This is a genomic window from Mesorhizobium sp. CA12 (assembly GCF_020165255.1).
Taxonomy (GTDB): domain Bacteria; phylum Pseudomonadota; class Alphaproteobacteria; order Rhizobiales; family Rhizobiaceae; genus Mesorhizobium.
In genome coordinates, this window is the sequence record NZ_JAIUHT010000002.1 from 425,339 (window position 1) to 440,271 (window position 14,933).

The 14,933-nt window shown below is 64.4% G+C and carries 16 protein-coding genes; 10 read left to right on the forward strand and 6 right to left on the reverse strand.

What is annotated here, in order from left to right:
- The first annotated feature begins 17 nt into the window (after positions 1 to 17).
- From LB520_RS06150 to LB520_RS06160, 3 genes are all read left to right on the forward strand, one after another.
- Positions 18 to 794, forward strand: a complete 777-nt coding sequence (locus LB520_RS06150; protein ID WP_224543441.1) for an SDR family NAD(P)-dependent oxidoreductase — start codon at positions 18 to 20, stop codon at positions 792 to 794.
- A gap of 148 nt (positions 795 to 942) precedes the next feature.
- Positions 943 to 1,587, forward strand: coding sequence for a TetR/AcrR family transcriptional regulator (locus LB520_RS06155; RefSeq protein WP_224543442.1), 645 nt, complete (start codon positions 943 to 945; stop codon positions 1,585 to 1,587).
- A gap of 169 nt (positions 1,588 to 1,756) precedes the next feature.
- On the forward strand, positions 1,757 to 1,987 hold the full coding sequence (locus LB520_RS06160; protein ID WP_224636826.1) for a DUF680 domain-containing protein: 231 nt from the start codon (positions 1,757 to 1,759) through the stop codon (positions 1,985 to 1,987).
- Between the two features lie 87 nt (positions 1,988 to 2,074).
- Here the strand turns inward: LB520_RS06160 and LB520_RS06165 are convergent, their stop codons facing one another.
- The 5 genes from LB520_RS06165 to LB520_RS06185 form a co-directional block, all read right to left on the reverse strand.
- Positions 2,075 to 2,299: a hypothetical protein gene (locus LB520_RS06165; protein WP_224636827.1), complete on the reverse strand. Its 225-nt coding sequence runs from the start codon at positions 2,297 to 2,299 to the stop codon at positions 2,075 to 2,077.
- Positions 2,300 to 2,371: 72 nt separating this feature from the next.
- On the reverse strand, positions 2,372 to 2,956 hold the full coding sequence (locus tag LB520_RS06170) for a sarcosine oxidase subunit gamma (protein ID WP_224636828.1): 585 nt from the start codon (positions 2,954 to 2,956) through the stop codon (positions 2,372 to 2,374).
- The gene (locus LB520_RS06175; RefSeq protein ID WP_224636829.1) at positions 2,949 to 5,942 is read right to left on the reverse strand and encodes a sarcosine oxidase subunit alpha; all 2,994 of its coding nucleotides are present in this window, start codon (positions 5,940 to 5,942) and stop codon (positions 2,949 to 2,951) included. Before LB520_RS06175 ends, LB520_RS06170 begins: the two co-directional genes overlap by 8 nt.
- Positions 5,939 to 6,235 (reverse strand): sarcosine oxidase subunit delta, encoded by a 297-nt coding sequence (locus tag LB520_RS06180; protein WP_140541913.1) that lies wholly within the window; start codon positions 6,233 to 6,235, stop codon positions 5,939 to 5,941. Before LB520_RS06180 ends, LB520_RS06175 begins: the two co-directional genes overlap by 4 nt.
- An 86-nt stretch (positions 6,236 to 6,321) precedes the next feature.
- Positions 6,322 to 7,575, reverse strand: a complete 1,254-nt coding sequence (locus tag LB520_RS06185) for a sarcosine oxidase subunit beta (RefSeq protein WP_224631095.1) — start codon at positions 7,573 to 7,575, stop codon at positions 6,322 to 6,324.
- Positions 7,576 to 7,778: 203 nt separating this feature from the next.
- On the opposite strand from LB520_RS06185, the gene LB520_RS06190 reads away from it, so the two are divergent.
- The 7 genes from LB520_RS06190 (at position 7,779) to LB520_RS06220 (ending at position 13,341) form a co-directional block, all read left to right on the forward strand.
- On the forward strand, positions 7,779 to 8,147 hold the full coding sequence (locus LB520_RS06190; protein WP_224543449.1) for a YrdB family protein: 369 nt from the start codon (positions 7,779 to 7,781) through the stop codon (positions 8,145 to 8,147).
- A gap of 102 nt (positions 8,148 to 8,249) precedes the next feature.
- Positions 8,250 to 9,008, forward strand: a complete 759-nt coding sequence (locus LB520_RS06195) for an SDR family oxidoreductase (RefSeq protein ID WP_224636830.1) — start codon at positions 8,250 to 8,252, stop codon at positions 9,006 to 9,008.
- 109 nt (positions 9,009 to 9,117) lie between these two features.
- Entirely contained in the window at positions 9,118 to 9,504 is a 387-nt protein-coding gene (locus LB520_RS06200) for an SET domain-containing protein (protein ID WP_095766271.1), read from the forward strand.
- A 179-nt stretch (positions 9,505 to 9,683) separates the two neighbouring features.
- Positions 9,684 to 9,950, forward strand: coding sequence for a 30S ribosomal protein S21 (gene rpsU / locus LB520_RS06205; protein WP_027165252.1), 267 nt, complete (start codon positions 9,684 to 9,686; stop codon positions 9,948 to 9,950).
- Between the two features lie 132 nt (positions 9,951 to 10,082).
- A complete protein-coding gene (locus tag LB520_RS06210) occupies positions 10,083 to 10,934 on the forward strand; it encodes a tetratricopeptide repeat protein (protein ID WP_224636831.1) in 852 nt (283 codons plus the stop codon).
- Between the two features lie 224 nt (positions 10,935 to 11,158).
- A complete protein-coding gene (locus LB520_RS06215) occupies positions 11,159 to 11,635 on the forward strand; it encodes a DUF992 domain-containing protein (protein ID WP_140541919.1) in 477 nt (158 codons plus the stop codon).
- A 281-nt stretch (positions 11,636 to 11,916) separates the two neighbouring features.
- Positions 11,917 to 13,341: an MFS transporter gene (locus tag LB520_RS06220; RefSeq protein WP_224636878.1), complete on the forward strand. Its 1,425-nt coding sequence runs from the start codon at positions 11,917 to 11,919 to the stop codon at positions 13,339 to 13,341.
- Positions 13,342 to 13,390: 49 nt separating this feature from the next.
- On the opposite strand, the gene coaBC is transcribed toward LB520_RS06220, so the two are convergent.
- Positions 13,391 to 14,866 (reverse strand): bifunctional phosphopantothenoylcysteine decarboxylase/phosphopantothenate--cysteine ligase CoaBC, encoded by a 1,476-nt coding sequence (gene coaBC / locus LB520_RS06225; protein ID WP_224636832.1) that lies wholly within the window; start codon positions 14,864 to 14,866, stop codon positions 13,391 to 13,393.
- Positions 14,867 to 14,933 lie beyond the last annotated feature (67 nt).

Below are 14,933 nucleotides of genomic sequence, written 5' to 3' on the forward strand. Positions count from 1 at the left end.
CGCGGAGAAGCCGAGCAATGGGCCGTTTCGATGGGATGACGGTGCTGATCACCGGCGCGACCGGCGGTCTCGGCAGCGGCGCGGCAAAGGCCTTCGCCGCGGAAGGGGCACGGCTGGTGCTCTCCGATCTCGACGAGGCTGCGCTCGGAAGTTTCGCCGCAACGCTCGACACCGAGACCGCTCACCTTGCCGGCAACATCGCCGACGAAAAACTCTCGGAGGATCTTGTGGAGCTTGCCGTTCAAAAGTTCGGCCGGCTCGACATCGCCGTCAACAATGCCGGCATCGTCCACTCCTTCGTACGCCTGCCGCAGGTCACCTCGGAGGAAGCGCGCCGCGTGGTGGAGGTCGACCTGCTCGGCGTCTTCTATGCCATGAAACACCAGATTCCTCAGTTGGAACGGCAATTCAGGGAAAGCGGCAAGGGCGGCGTCATCGTCAACATCGCCTCGGTCGCCGGCCTCTCAGGCGCGCCGAAGCTTTCGGTCTATGCCGCCGCCAAGCACGGCGTCGTCGGGCTGACGCGCTCGGCTGCCGTGGAATACGCCAGCAAGGGCATACGCATCAACGCGGTCTGCCCGGCTCACACCCGCACCGCGATGGTCGACGGCTTCGTGCGTTTCACCGGAGCGCCCGAAGCCGAAGCGATGGCCGAGCTCACGCGCGGCGTGCCGATGAAGCGTGTCGGCGAGGTCGACGAGATCACCACCGGCATCCTGTTCCTCGCCGACCCGGCCAATTCCTTCATGACCGGCCACGCTCTGGCGCTCGACGGCGGCATTGGCGCTATCTGAGCAATTTCAGGAAAAGTGCCTTAGCGGTTTTTCGTCCGCAATTGCGTTAAAACGCAGAGCGCACGCAAGGGAACTGGAGGCGCCCTTGTCCGTTTCCGTACGGCGTATATAATTTCGTCAGGCAACCAATCACAAAGGCAAGCATATATTGGCGCTAAGCGTTCAGAAGCGCCGCGAAAAACAGAAGGCGGAGCTTCGCTCCGAACTGGTCGCGGCGGCTCACAAGCTGGTTCAGGAAGAAGGCTATGAGGGCCTGACCATCCGAAAGCTGGCCAAGCGGGTCGGCTATGCGCCGATGTCGGTCTATTCCTATTTCGCCGACAAGCAGGACATTCTGTTCGCCCTCGCCGAGGACGCCTTCGAAACGCTCGCCCGCCGCATCGAGGAGCACCCCGCCGACGATCCGATCGAGGCGCTCAAGGCGGTGATGACCGAATATGCCGCCTTCGGGCTCGGCAATCCCAATGAATACCGCACCGTCTTTATGACCGAGAAGACCAAGCTGCCTGAAGGACGCAGCTACGCGGACATGGAAGAAGGCAATCCGGCCATGAAGGTGCTGATCAAACGCGTCGAGGCGTGCGTGGCCGCCGGCAGGCTCAAGGGCGACCCGCGCGCCATCGCCACCATGCTGTGGACCGTGGGCCACGGCACGATTTCGCTGTTGATTACCTTTCCCTTCTATCCATTCGGCGACGCCCAGGCCTATGTGAAGCGCATGTGCGATTTCACGCTGACGGGGTTGCAGGCGCAGGATATTCCGCCGCTGACCGCAACGCCCGTCAACTGCTAATCTCTTTGATCGTCGGCTTGCACCGCTTCGCTTGATTTGCGGCGCCGAATTCCTGTGTTCAAAAAAATTTGTCGTACACGTACAGATTCCTCCTTGAATTTCGACTTCATTAACCGTATTTGTACACCGTATCGTACGCGTACGGAAAAGATTGACTGGAGGACGGAAAATGAAGAACACGATCCTTGCTCTCGCCACCGTGCTGGCTTTCTCGGGTACCGCTTTCGCTGGCGCAAGCCAGCCGGCCAAGCACGCCCCCGCGGCTTGCGCTCAGACCAACGCCAGCGTGAAGCTCGACTGCACCTCGACCGGTTCGGTGGAAAAGGCCGACGCCAACAAGACGACGAAGAGCCCGCGGCTCGGCATCGATGTCAGTCCCTGGTTCGTGCCCGGCCTCTGAGCACTATTGGCAAGACTTCGAACGAAAACGGGCGGCATTTGGCCGCCTTTTTCGTTTCTGCCAGCGCCCCTGAGGACCTGCTCGAGCCTATTTCTTGCGCGGTTTCGTTCCTGCCGCGGTCCTGGCCTTATTCTGCTTTGCCGGTCCGCCGGGAATGGAAGTGCTGGTGATCGATACCGGGTCGCTGGCGGGAAATGTGTCCTCGAGGCCTTCCTCGAGTTCCTCTTCCTCGACCTCGTGGCGCCGCTCCTGCTCCAGCGAACGGACTGCAGCTGTCTTCTTGGACGACTTCGGCGCGGATTTGGACGGCATCGGCAATCTCCCTCGCAAGCCGCAGAAACGGCATGGACTGGCGATGGTTCCTTGAAACCGACGCCGCGAAACTCAGTTCGCCGCGTCGCCCGCCGCTTCCGAAAGCAGAGTAAAGACATAGTCCGAGAAGGAACGCCAGCATTCCACCCGGAACGTATCGGCCGCGCTGCGCAGGAGCACGATCTCGGATTTGCCGAGAATGGTGCGCGAGGCAGCACCGACCGGGAAGGCCTCGTGCGACAGGTCCTGCGGGCAACCCGAATTGACCGCCGCTGCGGCCGCCGGCCCGACAACCGAAATCGCGACATTGCGGTGCGAGATGCCGACCGCCGAATGCAGCATTGTCACCTTGGCGCAGTCGGCGAGCGGATCCTTGCCCGCCTCGTCGATGATCATCCATTCGTCGGGCCCGAGCCACAGCGCCGTGCGCCCGTCCCTGGTCGCCGAAGTCTTGGGCTTTGTCGGCAGCGTGAGGCCGAGCGCCTTGGAAAGCGCGGCAAGCGACGCCTGGGGGGCGCGCAGCGAGATGCGTTCAGCCGGCGGCAGCATCTCGACCTTGACGCCCGGCACCGACAGCGTGCGGCCGGCAAGCGCGGGCCGACGCTCGACGGAGGTGGAAGCAGCAGCGGCTTTTGTCTTGGCGGCGGCCTTAGCCATTGAGGCGTTCTCCCTTTTCGTCGACGAACACCATGCCGGTGACTTCCACCTCGATCGTGCCGTTCGGCATCGGCACATAGAGCGTCTGGCCCATGCGGTCGCGGCCGCCAGCGACGAGCGCCAGCGCGATCGAGCGTCCGCAATTCTCCGACCAATAGCTGGAGGTGACGTGGCCGATCATCTTCATCGGGATCGCCTGCTTCGGGTCGGCGACGATCTGCGCGCCCTCTTCCAGCACGACCTTCGGGTCCTTGGTCTTCAGGCCGACCAGCTGCTTGCGGCCCTTGGCTACAAGGTCCGGCCGGGTCAGGCCGCGGATGCCGACGAAATCGGTCTTCTTCTTGCCGACCGCCCAGTCGAGCCCTGCATCGTTCGGCGTCACCGTGCCGTCGGTATCCTGGCCGACGATGATGTAGCCCTTCTCGGCGCGCAGCACGTGCATCGTCTCGGTACCATAGGCGGTCGCGCCATGCTTCTGGCCTTCGGCCCACAGCGCTTCCCACACAGCCTCGCCGTAATCGGCCGGCACATTGACCTCGAAGCCGCGCTCGCCAGTGAAGGACATGCGGAACAGCCTCGTCGGCACGCCGCAGATCCTGCCCTCGCGCACCGACATATGCGGCATCGCCTCGTCCGACATGTCGATGCCTTCGACCAGCGGCGCGATGATGTCGCGCGACTTCGGCCCCTGCACCGCGATCACCGCCCATTGTTCGGTGATCGAGGTCAGCCACACATTGAGATGCGGGAACTCGGTCTGGAGGTAATCCTCCATGTGGTTCATGACGCGCGGCGCGCCGCCGGTCGTGGTCGTCACGTGGAAGCGGTCCGGCGCCAGCCTGCCGACGACGCCGTCATCATAGATGAAGCCGTCCTCGCGCAGCATGATGCCGTAACGGCAGCGGCCGGTTTCGAGCTTCTCCCACGGATTGGTGTAGAGCAGTTCCATGAACTTCGCCGCGTCCGGCCCGACCACCTCGATCTTGCCGAGCGTGGAGGCGTCGAACAGGCCGGCGGCCTTGCGCACCGTCACGCATTCGCGGTCGACGGCGGCATGCATGTCCTCGCCCGCTTTGGGGAAATACCAGGCGCGCTTCCAGTGGCCGACATCCTCGAACACCGCACCTTGCGACGCGGCCCAGCCATGCGTTGCCGTGCGGCGGGTCGGGTCGAACAAGGCGCCGCGCGCGTGGCCGACGATCGAGCCGAACGTCACCGGCGTGTAAGGTGCCCGGAAGGTGGTGAGGCCGACCTGCGGGATCGGCTTGCCGAGCGTCTCGGCGGCGATCGCCAGGCCGTGCATGTTCGACGTCTTGCCCTGGTCGGTCGCCATACCGTTGGTGGTGAAGCGCTTGACGTGCTCGATCGAGTGCATGCCTTCATGCACCGCCTGGCGGATGTCCTTGGCAGTGACGTCGTTCTGGAAATCGACAAAGGCCTTGACCGTCGTGCCCGGGCCGGCACCGGGCGCGGCGCCCAACATACCGCGCGACCAGTTCTCGCCGGCGTCGACCTTGGGCTTGGCGCCCTTGCCAACCTTGCCGTCGGCCTCCTTCGCCGCCTTGGCGCCCGCCGCGTAAGCCTCGTCAACTGAGGCGGCCAGCCCGTCGGTACCGTTGCAGGCGCCGACCGAGACGCAGTCCTGCGCGTAGGTGCCCGGCACGAAGCGCTTGGTCTCGTCGTTGAAGGCGACCTTGCCGCGCGATTGCGAGAACAGATGCACCGATGGCGTCCAGCCGGCCGACATGAGGATCGCGTCAACCGGGATGGTCCGCTCGCCGCCACCATTCTTCGGCTGCACGGTCATTGACGACACACGCAATTTGCCGCCGGCGCTGACCACCGCACGGCCAAAATTGATCTCGATGCCGAGCGCCCTCGCCTCGTCGATCACCGGTCCGGCCGGGTTGTCGCGCAGGTCGACGATCGCCGCGATGTTGATGCCGGCCTTCTTGAGGTCGATCGCGGCGGCGTAGGCGGAATCATTGGCCGTATAGACGCCGATATTCCTGCCGACCGCGACGCCATAATGGTTGAGGTAGGTGCGCGCCGCCGAAGCCAGCATAACGCCTGGACGGTCGTTGTTGGCAAACACCATGTGGCGCTCGATGGCGCCGGTGGCGATCACGACGCGCTTGGCGCGAACCTGCCACAGGCGTTCTCGCGCAAGCTCCCGGCCCGGGCTCTTGAGATGGTCGCTGACTCGCTCGACCAGTCCGACGAAGTTCTGCGCGTAATAGCCGAAGGCGGTCGTGCGCGACAGCACGCGCACATTGTCCATCACCTTGAGCTTCGCGATCGCCGCTTGCGCCCACACATAGCCGTCCTGGCCGTCGATCCTGGCGCCGCTCTCGAAGCGCAGGCTGCCGCCGAATTCGGCTTGCTCGTCGGCGACGATCACCCGCACGCCCGTTTCGGCCGCGGCGAGCGCGGCCGCGATGCCGGCGGCGCCGCCGCCCAGCACCAGCACCTCGCAATGCGCGTAGCGCGCGGCATAGTGGTCGGGATCCGGCTTGTCCGGCGAAACGCCGAGGCCCGCGGCAGCGCGGATCTTCGGCTCGTAGAGGTCCTTCCAGGCCCATTTCGGCCACATGAAGGTCTTGTAGTAGAAGCCGGCCGAAAACATCGGTGATGCGATGTCGTTGACGGCGCCGACGTCGAAGGCAAGCGACGGCCAGCGGTTCTGCGAGTTGGCCGTCAGCCCGTCATAGAGCTCCTGCACTGTCGCCCGCACATTCGGCGTCTTGCGCGCATCGTCGCGCACGATCTGCACCAGCGCGTTGGGTTCTTCCGCGCCGGCCGACAGGAAGCCGCGCGGACGGTGATATTTGAACGAGCGGCCGACCAGGTGCACGCCGTTGGCGAGCAGCGCCGAGGCCAGCGTGTCGCCCTCGATGCCGATATACGGCTTGTCGTCGAAGCTGAAGGAGGCAGTCTTCGCCTGGCTGAGGCGACCGGCGCCGGAAATGCGGAAGGCGGCGTTCATTTTGAGGCTCCCGGCAGCTTCGCGGGCTTCGGCTCGCCGGCCTTGTAGGTCATGACGAACCTGTCGGTGACCGTATCGCGCACCGCGTTGAAGAAGCGGGCGCAGCCATGGATGTGCCGCCAGCGCTCATAGATGACGCCCTTCGGGTTGGCGCGGATGAAGAAGAATTTCTCGAAATCGTCGTCGCTCTCGGCGGCGATGTTGGTCGGGCGCGCAATATGCGCCTCGCCGGCATTGCGGAACTCGAGTTCCGGGCGCTCTTCCTCGCAATAGGGGCAGCGGATGAGAAGCATTTTCGGTGGATCCTACAACTCGCCATGGCCGACGCGGACGCCGGCCGGTTGATCGCAAAGCGGCATAAGGGTCATTTGGCCCATCGTCAGTGCGCCACAGCCGCCGCGGCGGCCTCGTCGATGAGACGTCCCGTGCGGAAGCGCTCAAGCGTGAAGGGCGCGTTGATCGGGTGCGGCTCGTCCTTGGCGATCGTGTGCGCGAAGACGTTGCCCGAGCCGGGCGTCGCCTTGAAGCCGCCCGTGCCCCAGCCGCAATTGACGTAGAGGCCCTGGACCGGTGTCTTCGCCAGGATCGGCGAACGGTCGGGGGTCACGTCGACGATGCCGCCCCAGGAGCGCAGCATCTTCATGCGGGTGAAGATCGGGAACATCTCGCAGATGGCGTCGAGCGTGTGCTGCAATATGTGCAGGCCGCCGGTCTGCGAATAGGAGACATACTGGTCGGTGCCTGCGCCGATCACCAGCTCGCCTTTGTCCGACTGCGAGATATAGGCGTGCACCGTGTTCGACATCACCACGCAAGGCACCACCGGCTTGACCGGCTCCGACACCAGCGCCTGCAGCGGATAGCTTTCGAGCGGCATGCGCACGCCCGCCATGTTCATGATGACGGAGGAATGGCCGGCGGCGACCACGCCGACCTTCTTGGCGCCGATGAAGCCGCGCGTCGTCTCTACCCCGCTCACAGCGCCATTGGCCGCGCGCTTGATACCGGTGACCTCGCAATTCTGGATGATGTGCACGCCGCGCGCCGAAGCGCCGCGCGCATAGCCCCAGGCGACCGCGTCATGACGCGCCGTGCCGCCGCGGCGCTGCAGCGCGGCACCCATCACCGGATAGCGCGCCTCCCTGGAGATGTTGAGCGGCGGACAGAATTCCTTCGCCTCTTCCGGCGTCAGCCATTCATTGTCGATGCCGTTGAGGCGATTGGCATGGATATGGCGCTTGAACACCTGGACGTCGTGCACGTTGTGCGCCAGCATCATGACGCCGCGCGGCGAATACATAACGTTGTAGTTGAGTTCCTGACTGAGCCCGTCCCACAGCTTCAGCGCATGATCGTAGATGCCGGCGCTTTCGTCATAGAGGTAGTTGGAGCGGATGATGGTGGTGTTGCGGCCGGTGTTGCCGCCGCCGAGCCAGCCCTTTTCCAGCACCGCGATGTTGGTGATGCCGTGCTCGCTCGCCAGATAATAGGCCGTCGCCAGGCCGTGTCCGCCGGCGCCGACGATGATGACGTCGTATTCCTTCCTCGGCTCGGGCGACGTCCACTGCTCTTCCCAGCCTCTGTGGCCGCGCATCGCCTCGCGGGCAATGGCGAATACCGAGTATTTCTTCACGTTAAGCCTCGCGCCAAAAATCGCGGATGTCGTTCGGGCCTCTCCCGTCACGCGAGGTGTATCACTAGCGAAACCGCGATGTCATCCTTGCGCTGTTTGCGACGGCGCTTGCCGTTTTGCGCCACGGTCAAAACGAAGCGTCTGCTCTGGCTTCCGAGATTCCGTTCGGCGACACTCCTGCCGCGTGATGCTGGAGGACGACAATGGGTAATGCCTGGTGGAATCTGACCCTGCGCTTCCTGCTGGAACTTGCAGCGCTGCTTGGGCTCGGCATGGTCGGCTGGAGCTTTGCTGTCGGTTTAAGCCGTTGGATTCTTGCCGTCGCCTTGCCGCTCGTCGCGGCGGTGCTGTGGGGCACTTTCGCCGTGCTCAATGATCCGAGCCGGTCGGGTCGAGCTCCGGTGCCTGTGCCCGGCGCCCTCAGGCTGGCGCTGGAACTCGTCATCCTGTGCGGCGGCGCCGCGGGATTCTATCTGACCGGTCACGCGGCCATTGGCATCGTTATGGCTCTGCTGATTGCCTTCAGCTACGCCTTCTCGCTGGATCGGTTGGCTTGGCTGTTGCGGCAGTAGGGCAATGGCGCCTTTGCCGGTTTCGGGTGGCCGCCCTAATCCTCATCTGCGACCAAGCATCCAACCACCGGCAAGCCCGGTACAGAGGAAGGATGCAAAGACATGTTCACCCTTACAAACAAGGTCGCCATCGTCACCGGCGCGAGCTCCGGCATCGGCCGCGCCACCGCCAAACTGTTTGCCGAGCAAGGCGCATCCCTGGTCGTCGCGGCTCGGCGTCAGGCCGAGCTCGACGTGCTCGTCGGCGAGATCGAAGCGACCGGCGGCACGGCAGCTGCGCTTGCCGGCGATGTGAGGGAGGAGGCCTATGCGAAGGCGCTCGTCGAATTCGCCGTCGCAAGGTTTGGCGGCCTCGACATCGCCTTCAACAATGCCGGCGCCGTCGGCGTGATGGGACCGGTGACCGATATGTTGCCAGCCACCTGGCACGAGACGATGGACACCAATCTGACCAGCGCCTACCTCGCCGCAAGGCACCAGATACCGGCCATGCTGGAGCGCGGCGGCGGCTCCCTGATCTTCACCTCGAGCTTCGTCGGCTACACCGCCGGGATGCCGCGCATGGCGGCCTACGCCGCTGCCAAGGCCGGACTGATCGGCCTGACGCAGGTGCTCGCTGCCGAATACGGTCCGCAAGGGCTGCGCGTCAACGCACTGCTGCCCGGCGGCACCGACACGCCCGGCGCAACCACGACCACGCCCGAGGCGCGCGCTTTCGTCGAAGGCATTCATGCTTTGAAGCGCATGGCGCAGCCGGAAGAGATCGCCCGCTCCGCGCTTTACCTTGCCTCGGATGCGTCGAGCTTCACCACCGGAACCGCGCTGTTTGCCGATGGCGGTGTCTCGATCAACCGGACATGATCTATTTTGGCAGACGACAGACATGCCCATCCGCCAAAATGTTGCGATGCGGCCTTGCATTCCCGTTCATTTTGACGATTTTCGTTTCCGTCGAAATCGGACCGGAACGATGCTGCTGATCAGAACCTATGTTGCCCAGAGCGCCATCGAAGGGGTCGGGGTCTTCGCCGCCGAGCCGATCCGTAAGGGCGCTTCGATCTGGCGCCTCGATCCGGATTTCGACCGGCTGATCCCGATGGATAAATATGAGGCGGCGCCGCCGCATCTGCGCGAGTTGCTCGACCGCTATGCCTATCCGAGCCCGGACAAGCCCGGCTTCATGGTTTATGAGGTGGACAATGGCCGCTTCATGAACCATTCGGAGCGGCCGAACACGGATTTCTCGCAGTATGGCGGCGCCACAGCCATTCGCGACATCGCTGCAGGCGAGGAAATCACTTGCGATTATGGTGAGTTTTTCGAGGACTTTGCGCGCCACCATCTGGCGACCGCGTAGCGCGAGCAAACATGCGGGCGCAGCGCTCGGGTTTTTGATCGCCGTTTCGCGCAATCGGAGGTGGACATCCCAGCCTGATTCTGCTATCAGCCGCCACAATTCGCGGTGCAATTCGCCGCGGAGGCATGTCAGCTATGGCTGTTTGCCTAATGATTTCAAACCCGAAGACAGGATTGCCCGTGCAGGTACTCGTCCGCGATAACAACGTTGATCAGGCGCTTCGCGCGCTGAAGAAGAAGATGCAGCGCGAAGGTATTTTCCGCGAAATGAAGATGCGCGGTCACTACGAGAAGCCGTCCGAGAAGCGTGCCCGCGAGAAGGCCGAGGCCGTGCGCCGCGCCCGCAAGCTGGCCCGCAAGCGCGCCCAGCGCGAAGGCCTGCTGCCGATGACCCCGCGCCCGGCTCCGGCTGGTGCCGCCGGCGCATCGCGCTCGCCGCGCTCATAACGCCTATTTTTCGTCCTTTTCGAAGGATACCGAAGGTGGCGCGATGCGGAATCGCCGCCACCTTTTTGTTTATGTATTGGAGCCGGTTCGGAGAGGGAACGGACTGACGGCGCTGCGGCAGTGAGGACAAAGATGAACGCAATTACCGTGGAGCGCAAAACCGCTTTTCGCGGCTTCGCCCTGACGGCGGCCCTGCTTTCGGGTCTGACGCTTGCAGCATGCCAGACGACCCCGACGGGTGAGTTCAACTCGATCGACAAGGCGCAGGCGTCGAGCGAGAACATCTCCTCGCTTTCGGCGGTCATCCTGCGCAATCCGCAGGATCCCGAGGGCTATAACGTGCGCGGCTCGGCCTATGGCCGCGGAGGCCAGTACCAGGCGGCGCTCAAGGACTTCAACCAGGCGATCCAGCTCAATCCGAACTTCTACCAGGCCTATTCGAATCGCGCGCTGATCCAGCGCTTCCTCGGCAATCAGGAAGCCGCTTTGGCCGACTACAACCGCTCGATCCAGATCAACGCCAACTACGACGCAGCCTATATCGGCCGCGGCAATCTCTACCGCAAGGCGGGCCGCACCCAAGATGCCTTCAACGACTTCCAGAAGGCGATCCAACTCGACACCACCGATGCCCGCGCCTACCACAATCGCGGCCTGATCTATCAGAGCCAGGGCCAGCACAAATTCGCCATCGAGGATTTCTCGACCGCGATCTCGCTGGCGCCGGACGCCGCCGAGCCCTACAACGGCCGCGGCCTCTCCTATCTGGCGACAGGCGACGAGGACAACGCCTTCTCCGACTTCAACATGGCCATCAAGCTCGACGGCAAGAACGCCGAGGCCTGGGCCAACCAGGCGTTGATCTACGAAAAGCGCGGCGACAAGGGCAGGGCCGCCAAGTCCTACCGCGAGGCTGTCCACCTTGACCCCAACTACCAGCCGGCCAAGGACGGTCTGTCGCGCACCGGCGGCAACGCCAGCTGATCTCAAGCCGACGCCGGAAGGGTGTATTGCACGGCGCCTAGGCGTCGTTCCCGGTCGCCGTCGGCGGCCGCGATGATGCGCTGCGGAGGCGCCGATAGCGATCCGTTAACCGCCCAGGGCAATGCGTTAACCCTTGCCATGTTCGCGTCAAAGTTTCGGCGGAACGCTCCGTGCACCTCGATCGTTTAAGCCGGGGCCAAGATTTTCGCGAAAGGGACTTTCCAATGATCAAGACACTTGCCTGTGCCGCTGCCGCGCTTGCCGCCACGGTCCTCGCTTCTCCGGTCAGCGCCGGCACGCTCCGGCTCGGCACGCTCGATTGCACCATCGACGGCGGTGTCGGCTATGTCATCACGTCGAACAAGGGCGTCTCCTGCGTCTTCCGCCCCTCCCATCACGGCCCGGCCGAGATTTATACCGGGATGATCTCCAAGCTTGGCGTCGACGTCGGCAAGACGCATCAGGGCCAGCTCGTCTGGGCGGTGCTTGCCGCCACCCGCAGCCATGACGCGGGCGATCTCGCTGGCAGCTATTACGGCGTCAACGCCGAGGCGAGCGTGGTGACCGGCGGCGGCGCCAACGTCCTGGTCGGCGGCTTGGACAGCGCCTTCATGCTGGAGCCGCTCAGCGTCCAGGCACAGACCGGCCTCAACCTGGCCGTCACCGTAGCGTCGCTGGACCTCGTCCACTCCTATAAGTGAGCCCTCGGCTTTCAAATTCATTGCGCCGCACTCGGCCCGGAACATCTGTTCCGGGCCGAGTGCTTTGGAAAGCCGGATCCCTTCGGCGCAAATGGTGGCTTGCCTCGAAATCCGCGAAAAAGCCTCTTGAGCTCAACTGCGCTTGAGGTTCTACAAGCCCTGCCGAACTGGATCTTGCCCCTCGTTCGCAACGCGGATGAGGTGCGCAAAACAAGCAGGAGATCGGCGTGACGGCAGCGAGCGGCAACAAGGTGGCCAGCAACAGGGTGGCCAGCAAGAGGGTGGCCAGCAAGAGGGTGGATTGGCGGGCGCTGTGGGCGAGCGGCGATCTGGCGCGCTTCTGCTTCGTCAGCCTCGGCATCCTGTTGCATGCCACAAACGAGACGATGGTGGCGACGGTGATGCCCGCCATGGTCGGCGAACTGGCGGGCGTGCAGCTGGTCGGCTGGTCGCTGGCGATCTACGAGCTCGGCGCGATCGTCGCCGGCGCCGCTGCGGGCCGGCTGGTCAGTTATGTCGCCCTGCGCTCCAACATGATGGTCGCGGCCCTGCTCTATGCGACCGGCGCGCTGATCTGCGCCGCGGCGCCTTCCATGCCGTTGTTCCTCGTCGGGCGACTGGTCGAAGGGCTTGGCGGCGGCGCGCTGGTATCGCTGGCTTTCGTCTCGGTCGAGCGCCTGTTTCCACGCAACATCTGGCCGCAGCTCTTCGGCATCATGTCCGCGATCTGGGGCGTCGCCGCCTTCAGCGGCCCGATGCTCGGCGCTCTCATGACCGAATTCCTGTCGTGGCGCTGGGCTTTCGGCGTATTCACCTTCGGCGGCGCGGCGATGGCGCTGGCAAGCTTCGTCGTGCTCACGCCTGAAGCGAGGAAGCCGCAGGCGAGCAGCGGCAAGGCACCGCCCTTTCCCTATCCCGCGCTTGCCTGTCTCGCCCTCAGCGTCGTGCTGATCGCCGCCGCCGGCATCGATATCGCCCTGTTGCGCTCGTCGCTGCTCCTCTTCCTCGGCCTGATCGGCCTGGCGCTTTTCTTCCACGTGGATGCGCTTAGACCGCAATCCCGGCTCTTCCCGTCGCCTCTGTTTTCATGGCGCTCGCCGCTTGGCAGCGGCATGACGATGGTTGCGGCTTTCTCCGTGGCGACCTGCACCTTCACCATTTACGGGCCGCTGCTTCTGACCACGTTGCACGGCATTCCGATCCTGACCACCGGCTACATCATCGCCGCAGAATCGATCGCCTGGTCGATCCTGTCGATCCTCATCGCCAATGCACCGCTGGAGCGCGAGAGGCTGATCATCGTCGTCGGCGCCTTGATGATCGCCTCCGGCCTCGCCGGCTTCGCCTACACAATCCCGGGAGGCTCGATCCCGCTGATCCTGCTCTGCGCCCTTTTGCAGGGCGGCGGCTTCGGCGTTTGCTGGCCCTTCCTCACGCGCGTCATCGTCGCCTCGGCCCGCGACGGTGAGCAGACCATCGCCTCGGCCGCCGTGCCGACCATGCAGCGCATCGGCTATGCCGTAGGCGCAGCGCTTGCCGGCATCGTCGCCAATGCCAGCGGCTTCTCGGAAGGTCTGAACCGTGGAGCGGCCGCAGGCGTCGCCAGTTGGCTGTTTCTGGCATTCGTGCCCCTCGGCGTGTTCGGCTGCCTGGCGGCGCTGAGGATATTTTCAGCGACAAACCGGCCGAGATTGGCAGCGGGTTGACGGGGATGTCAGGGCGGCCGCGGCCGAGGCGCCGGCTTGCCGCTCGGGCTCAGACGACGACAGTCTGCTGCAGCCGCTCGGCAATCAGCGCGGCGAGCCGCGCCGCCACTTCGTCCTTGCCCATTTCCGGCCATTCCTCGACGCCGGTCCTGGACACGATGCGCACCTTGTTGCGGTCGCCGCCCATCACGCCGGATGGACCGATGCCACTTTCGTGCGAGACGTCGTTGGCAACGATGAAGTCCGCGCCTTTCTTTTTCAACTTGGCCTCGGCATTGGCGATCAGATCCTGCGTCTCGGCGGCGAAGCCGACGACGAGGCTTGGTCGCTCCGCGTGATGGCCGATGCCGGCGAGGATGTCGGGGTTCTCGACCATCCGCAGCGAAGGCGGTCCCTTGCCCGCAACCTTCTTGATCTTCTCGCCGGCGGCGTTTTCCGTGCGCCAGTCGGCGACGGCGGCAACAAACACGGCGGCATCCGCCGGCAGCAGGCTCTCGACCGCTTGCTTCATCTGCGCGGCCGTTTCGACGTGGGTGGTCGCAACACCGGCCGGATCGGCAACGGTGACCGGGCCGGAGACAAGCCTGACATCGCCGCCGAGCTTAGCCAAGGCGGCCGCGATGGCATGGCCCTGCTTGCCGGACGAGCGGTTGGCGATGTAGCGCACCGGATCGATCGGCTCATGCGTCGGGCCGGAGGTGACGATGATCCTGCGGCCGGCAAGCGGTTTCGGCTTCTCGTCGAGCATCGCCTCGATCGCGGCGACGATCTCCAGCGGCTCGTCCATGCGGCCCTCGCCCACTTCATTGCTTTCGGCCATCTCGCCCTTGGCGGGGCCGACAAAGGCGACGCCGTCCTTCTGCAAGGTGGCCCGATTGCGCCGCGTTGCCGGATGCCCCCACATCTTCGGGTTCATCGCCGGCGCCATCAGCACCTTCTTGTCGGTGGCCAGAAGCACCGTCGAGGCAAGGTCGTTGGCATGACCGTTGGCGAGCTTCGCCATCAGGTCCGCGGTTGCCGGCGCAACGACCAGCAGGTCGGCCTCGCGCGACAGCCTGATATGGCCGACATCGTGCTCGTCATTGCGGTCGAACAGCTCGGTGAAGACATGGTCGGCCGAAAGCGCGCCGACCGACAGCGTGGTGACGAATTCCTGCGCGGCCGACGTCATCACCACCCGCACCGAAGCGCCCCGCTCGCGCAGCCGCCGGATCAGATCGAGCGCCTTGTAAGCCGCGATGCCGCCGCCGATAATGAGCAGGATGTGCTTTCCGGAGAGCGAGCCTCGCGAAACTGATTTCGCGGATGCGGTGACAACTGGCGCCGCCTGCTCCTTTGAGCCTGTCAGCGCACGCAGCTTTTCTTCGATCTGACCGATGCGGTCGGCCTGCCCTGCCCGGCCTTCGACCGCGGCGCGTATCATCGCTCGTGCCTGCTCCTCCATCGAGCAGCCATTTTCGGCCGCGAGTTGCCGGAGCAGGTCCTTGACCCCGTCATCCAGATTGCGGATCGTGATGCTGGCCATGTGATTGCACTCGCGTGAGGTGGCGCTTGCAATGATAGCAATGCAATCAATCGGCGACAAGCCGTGT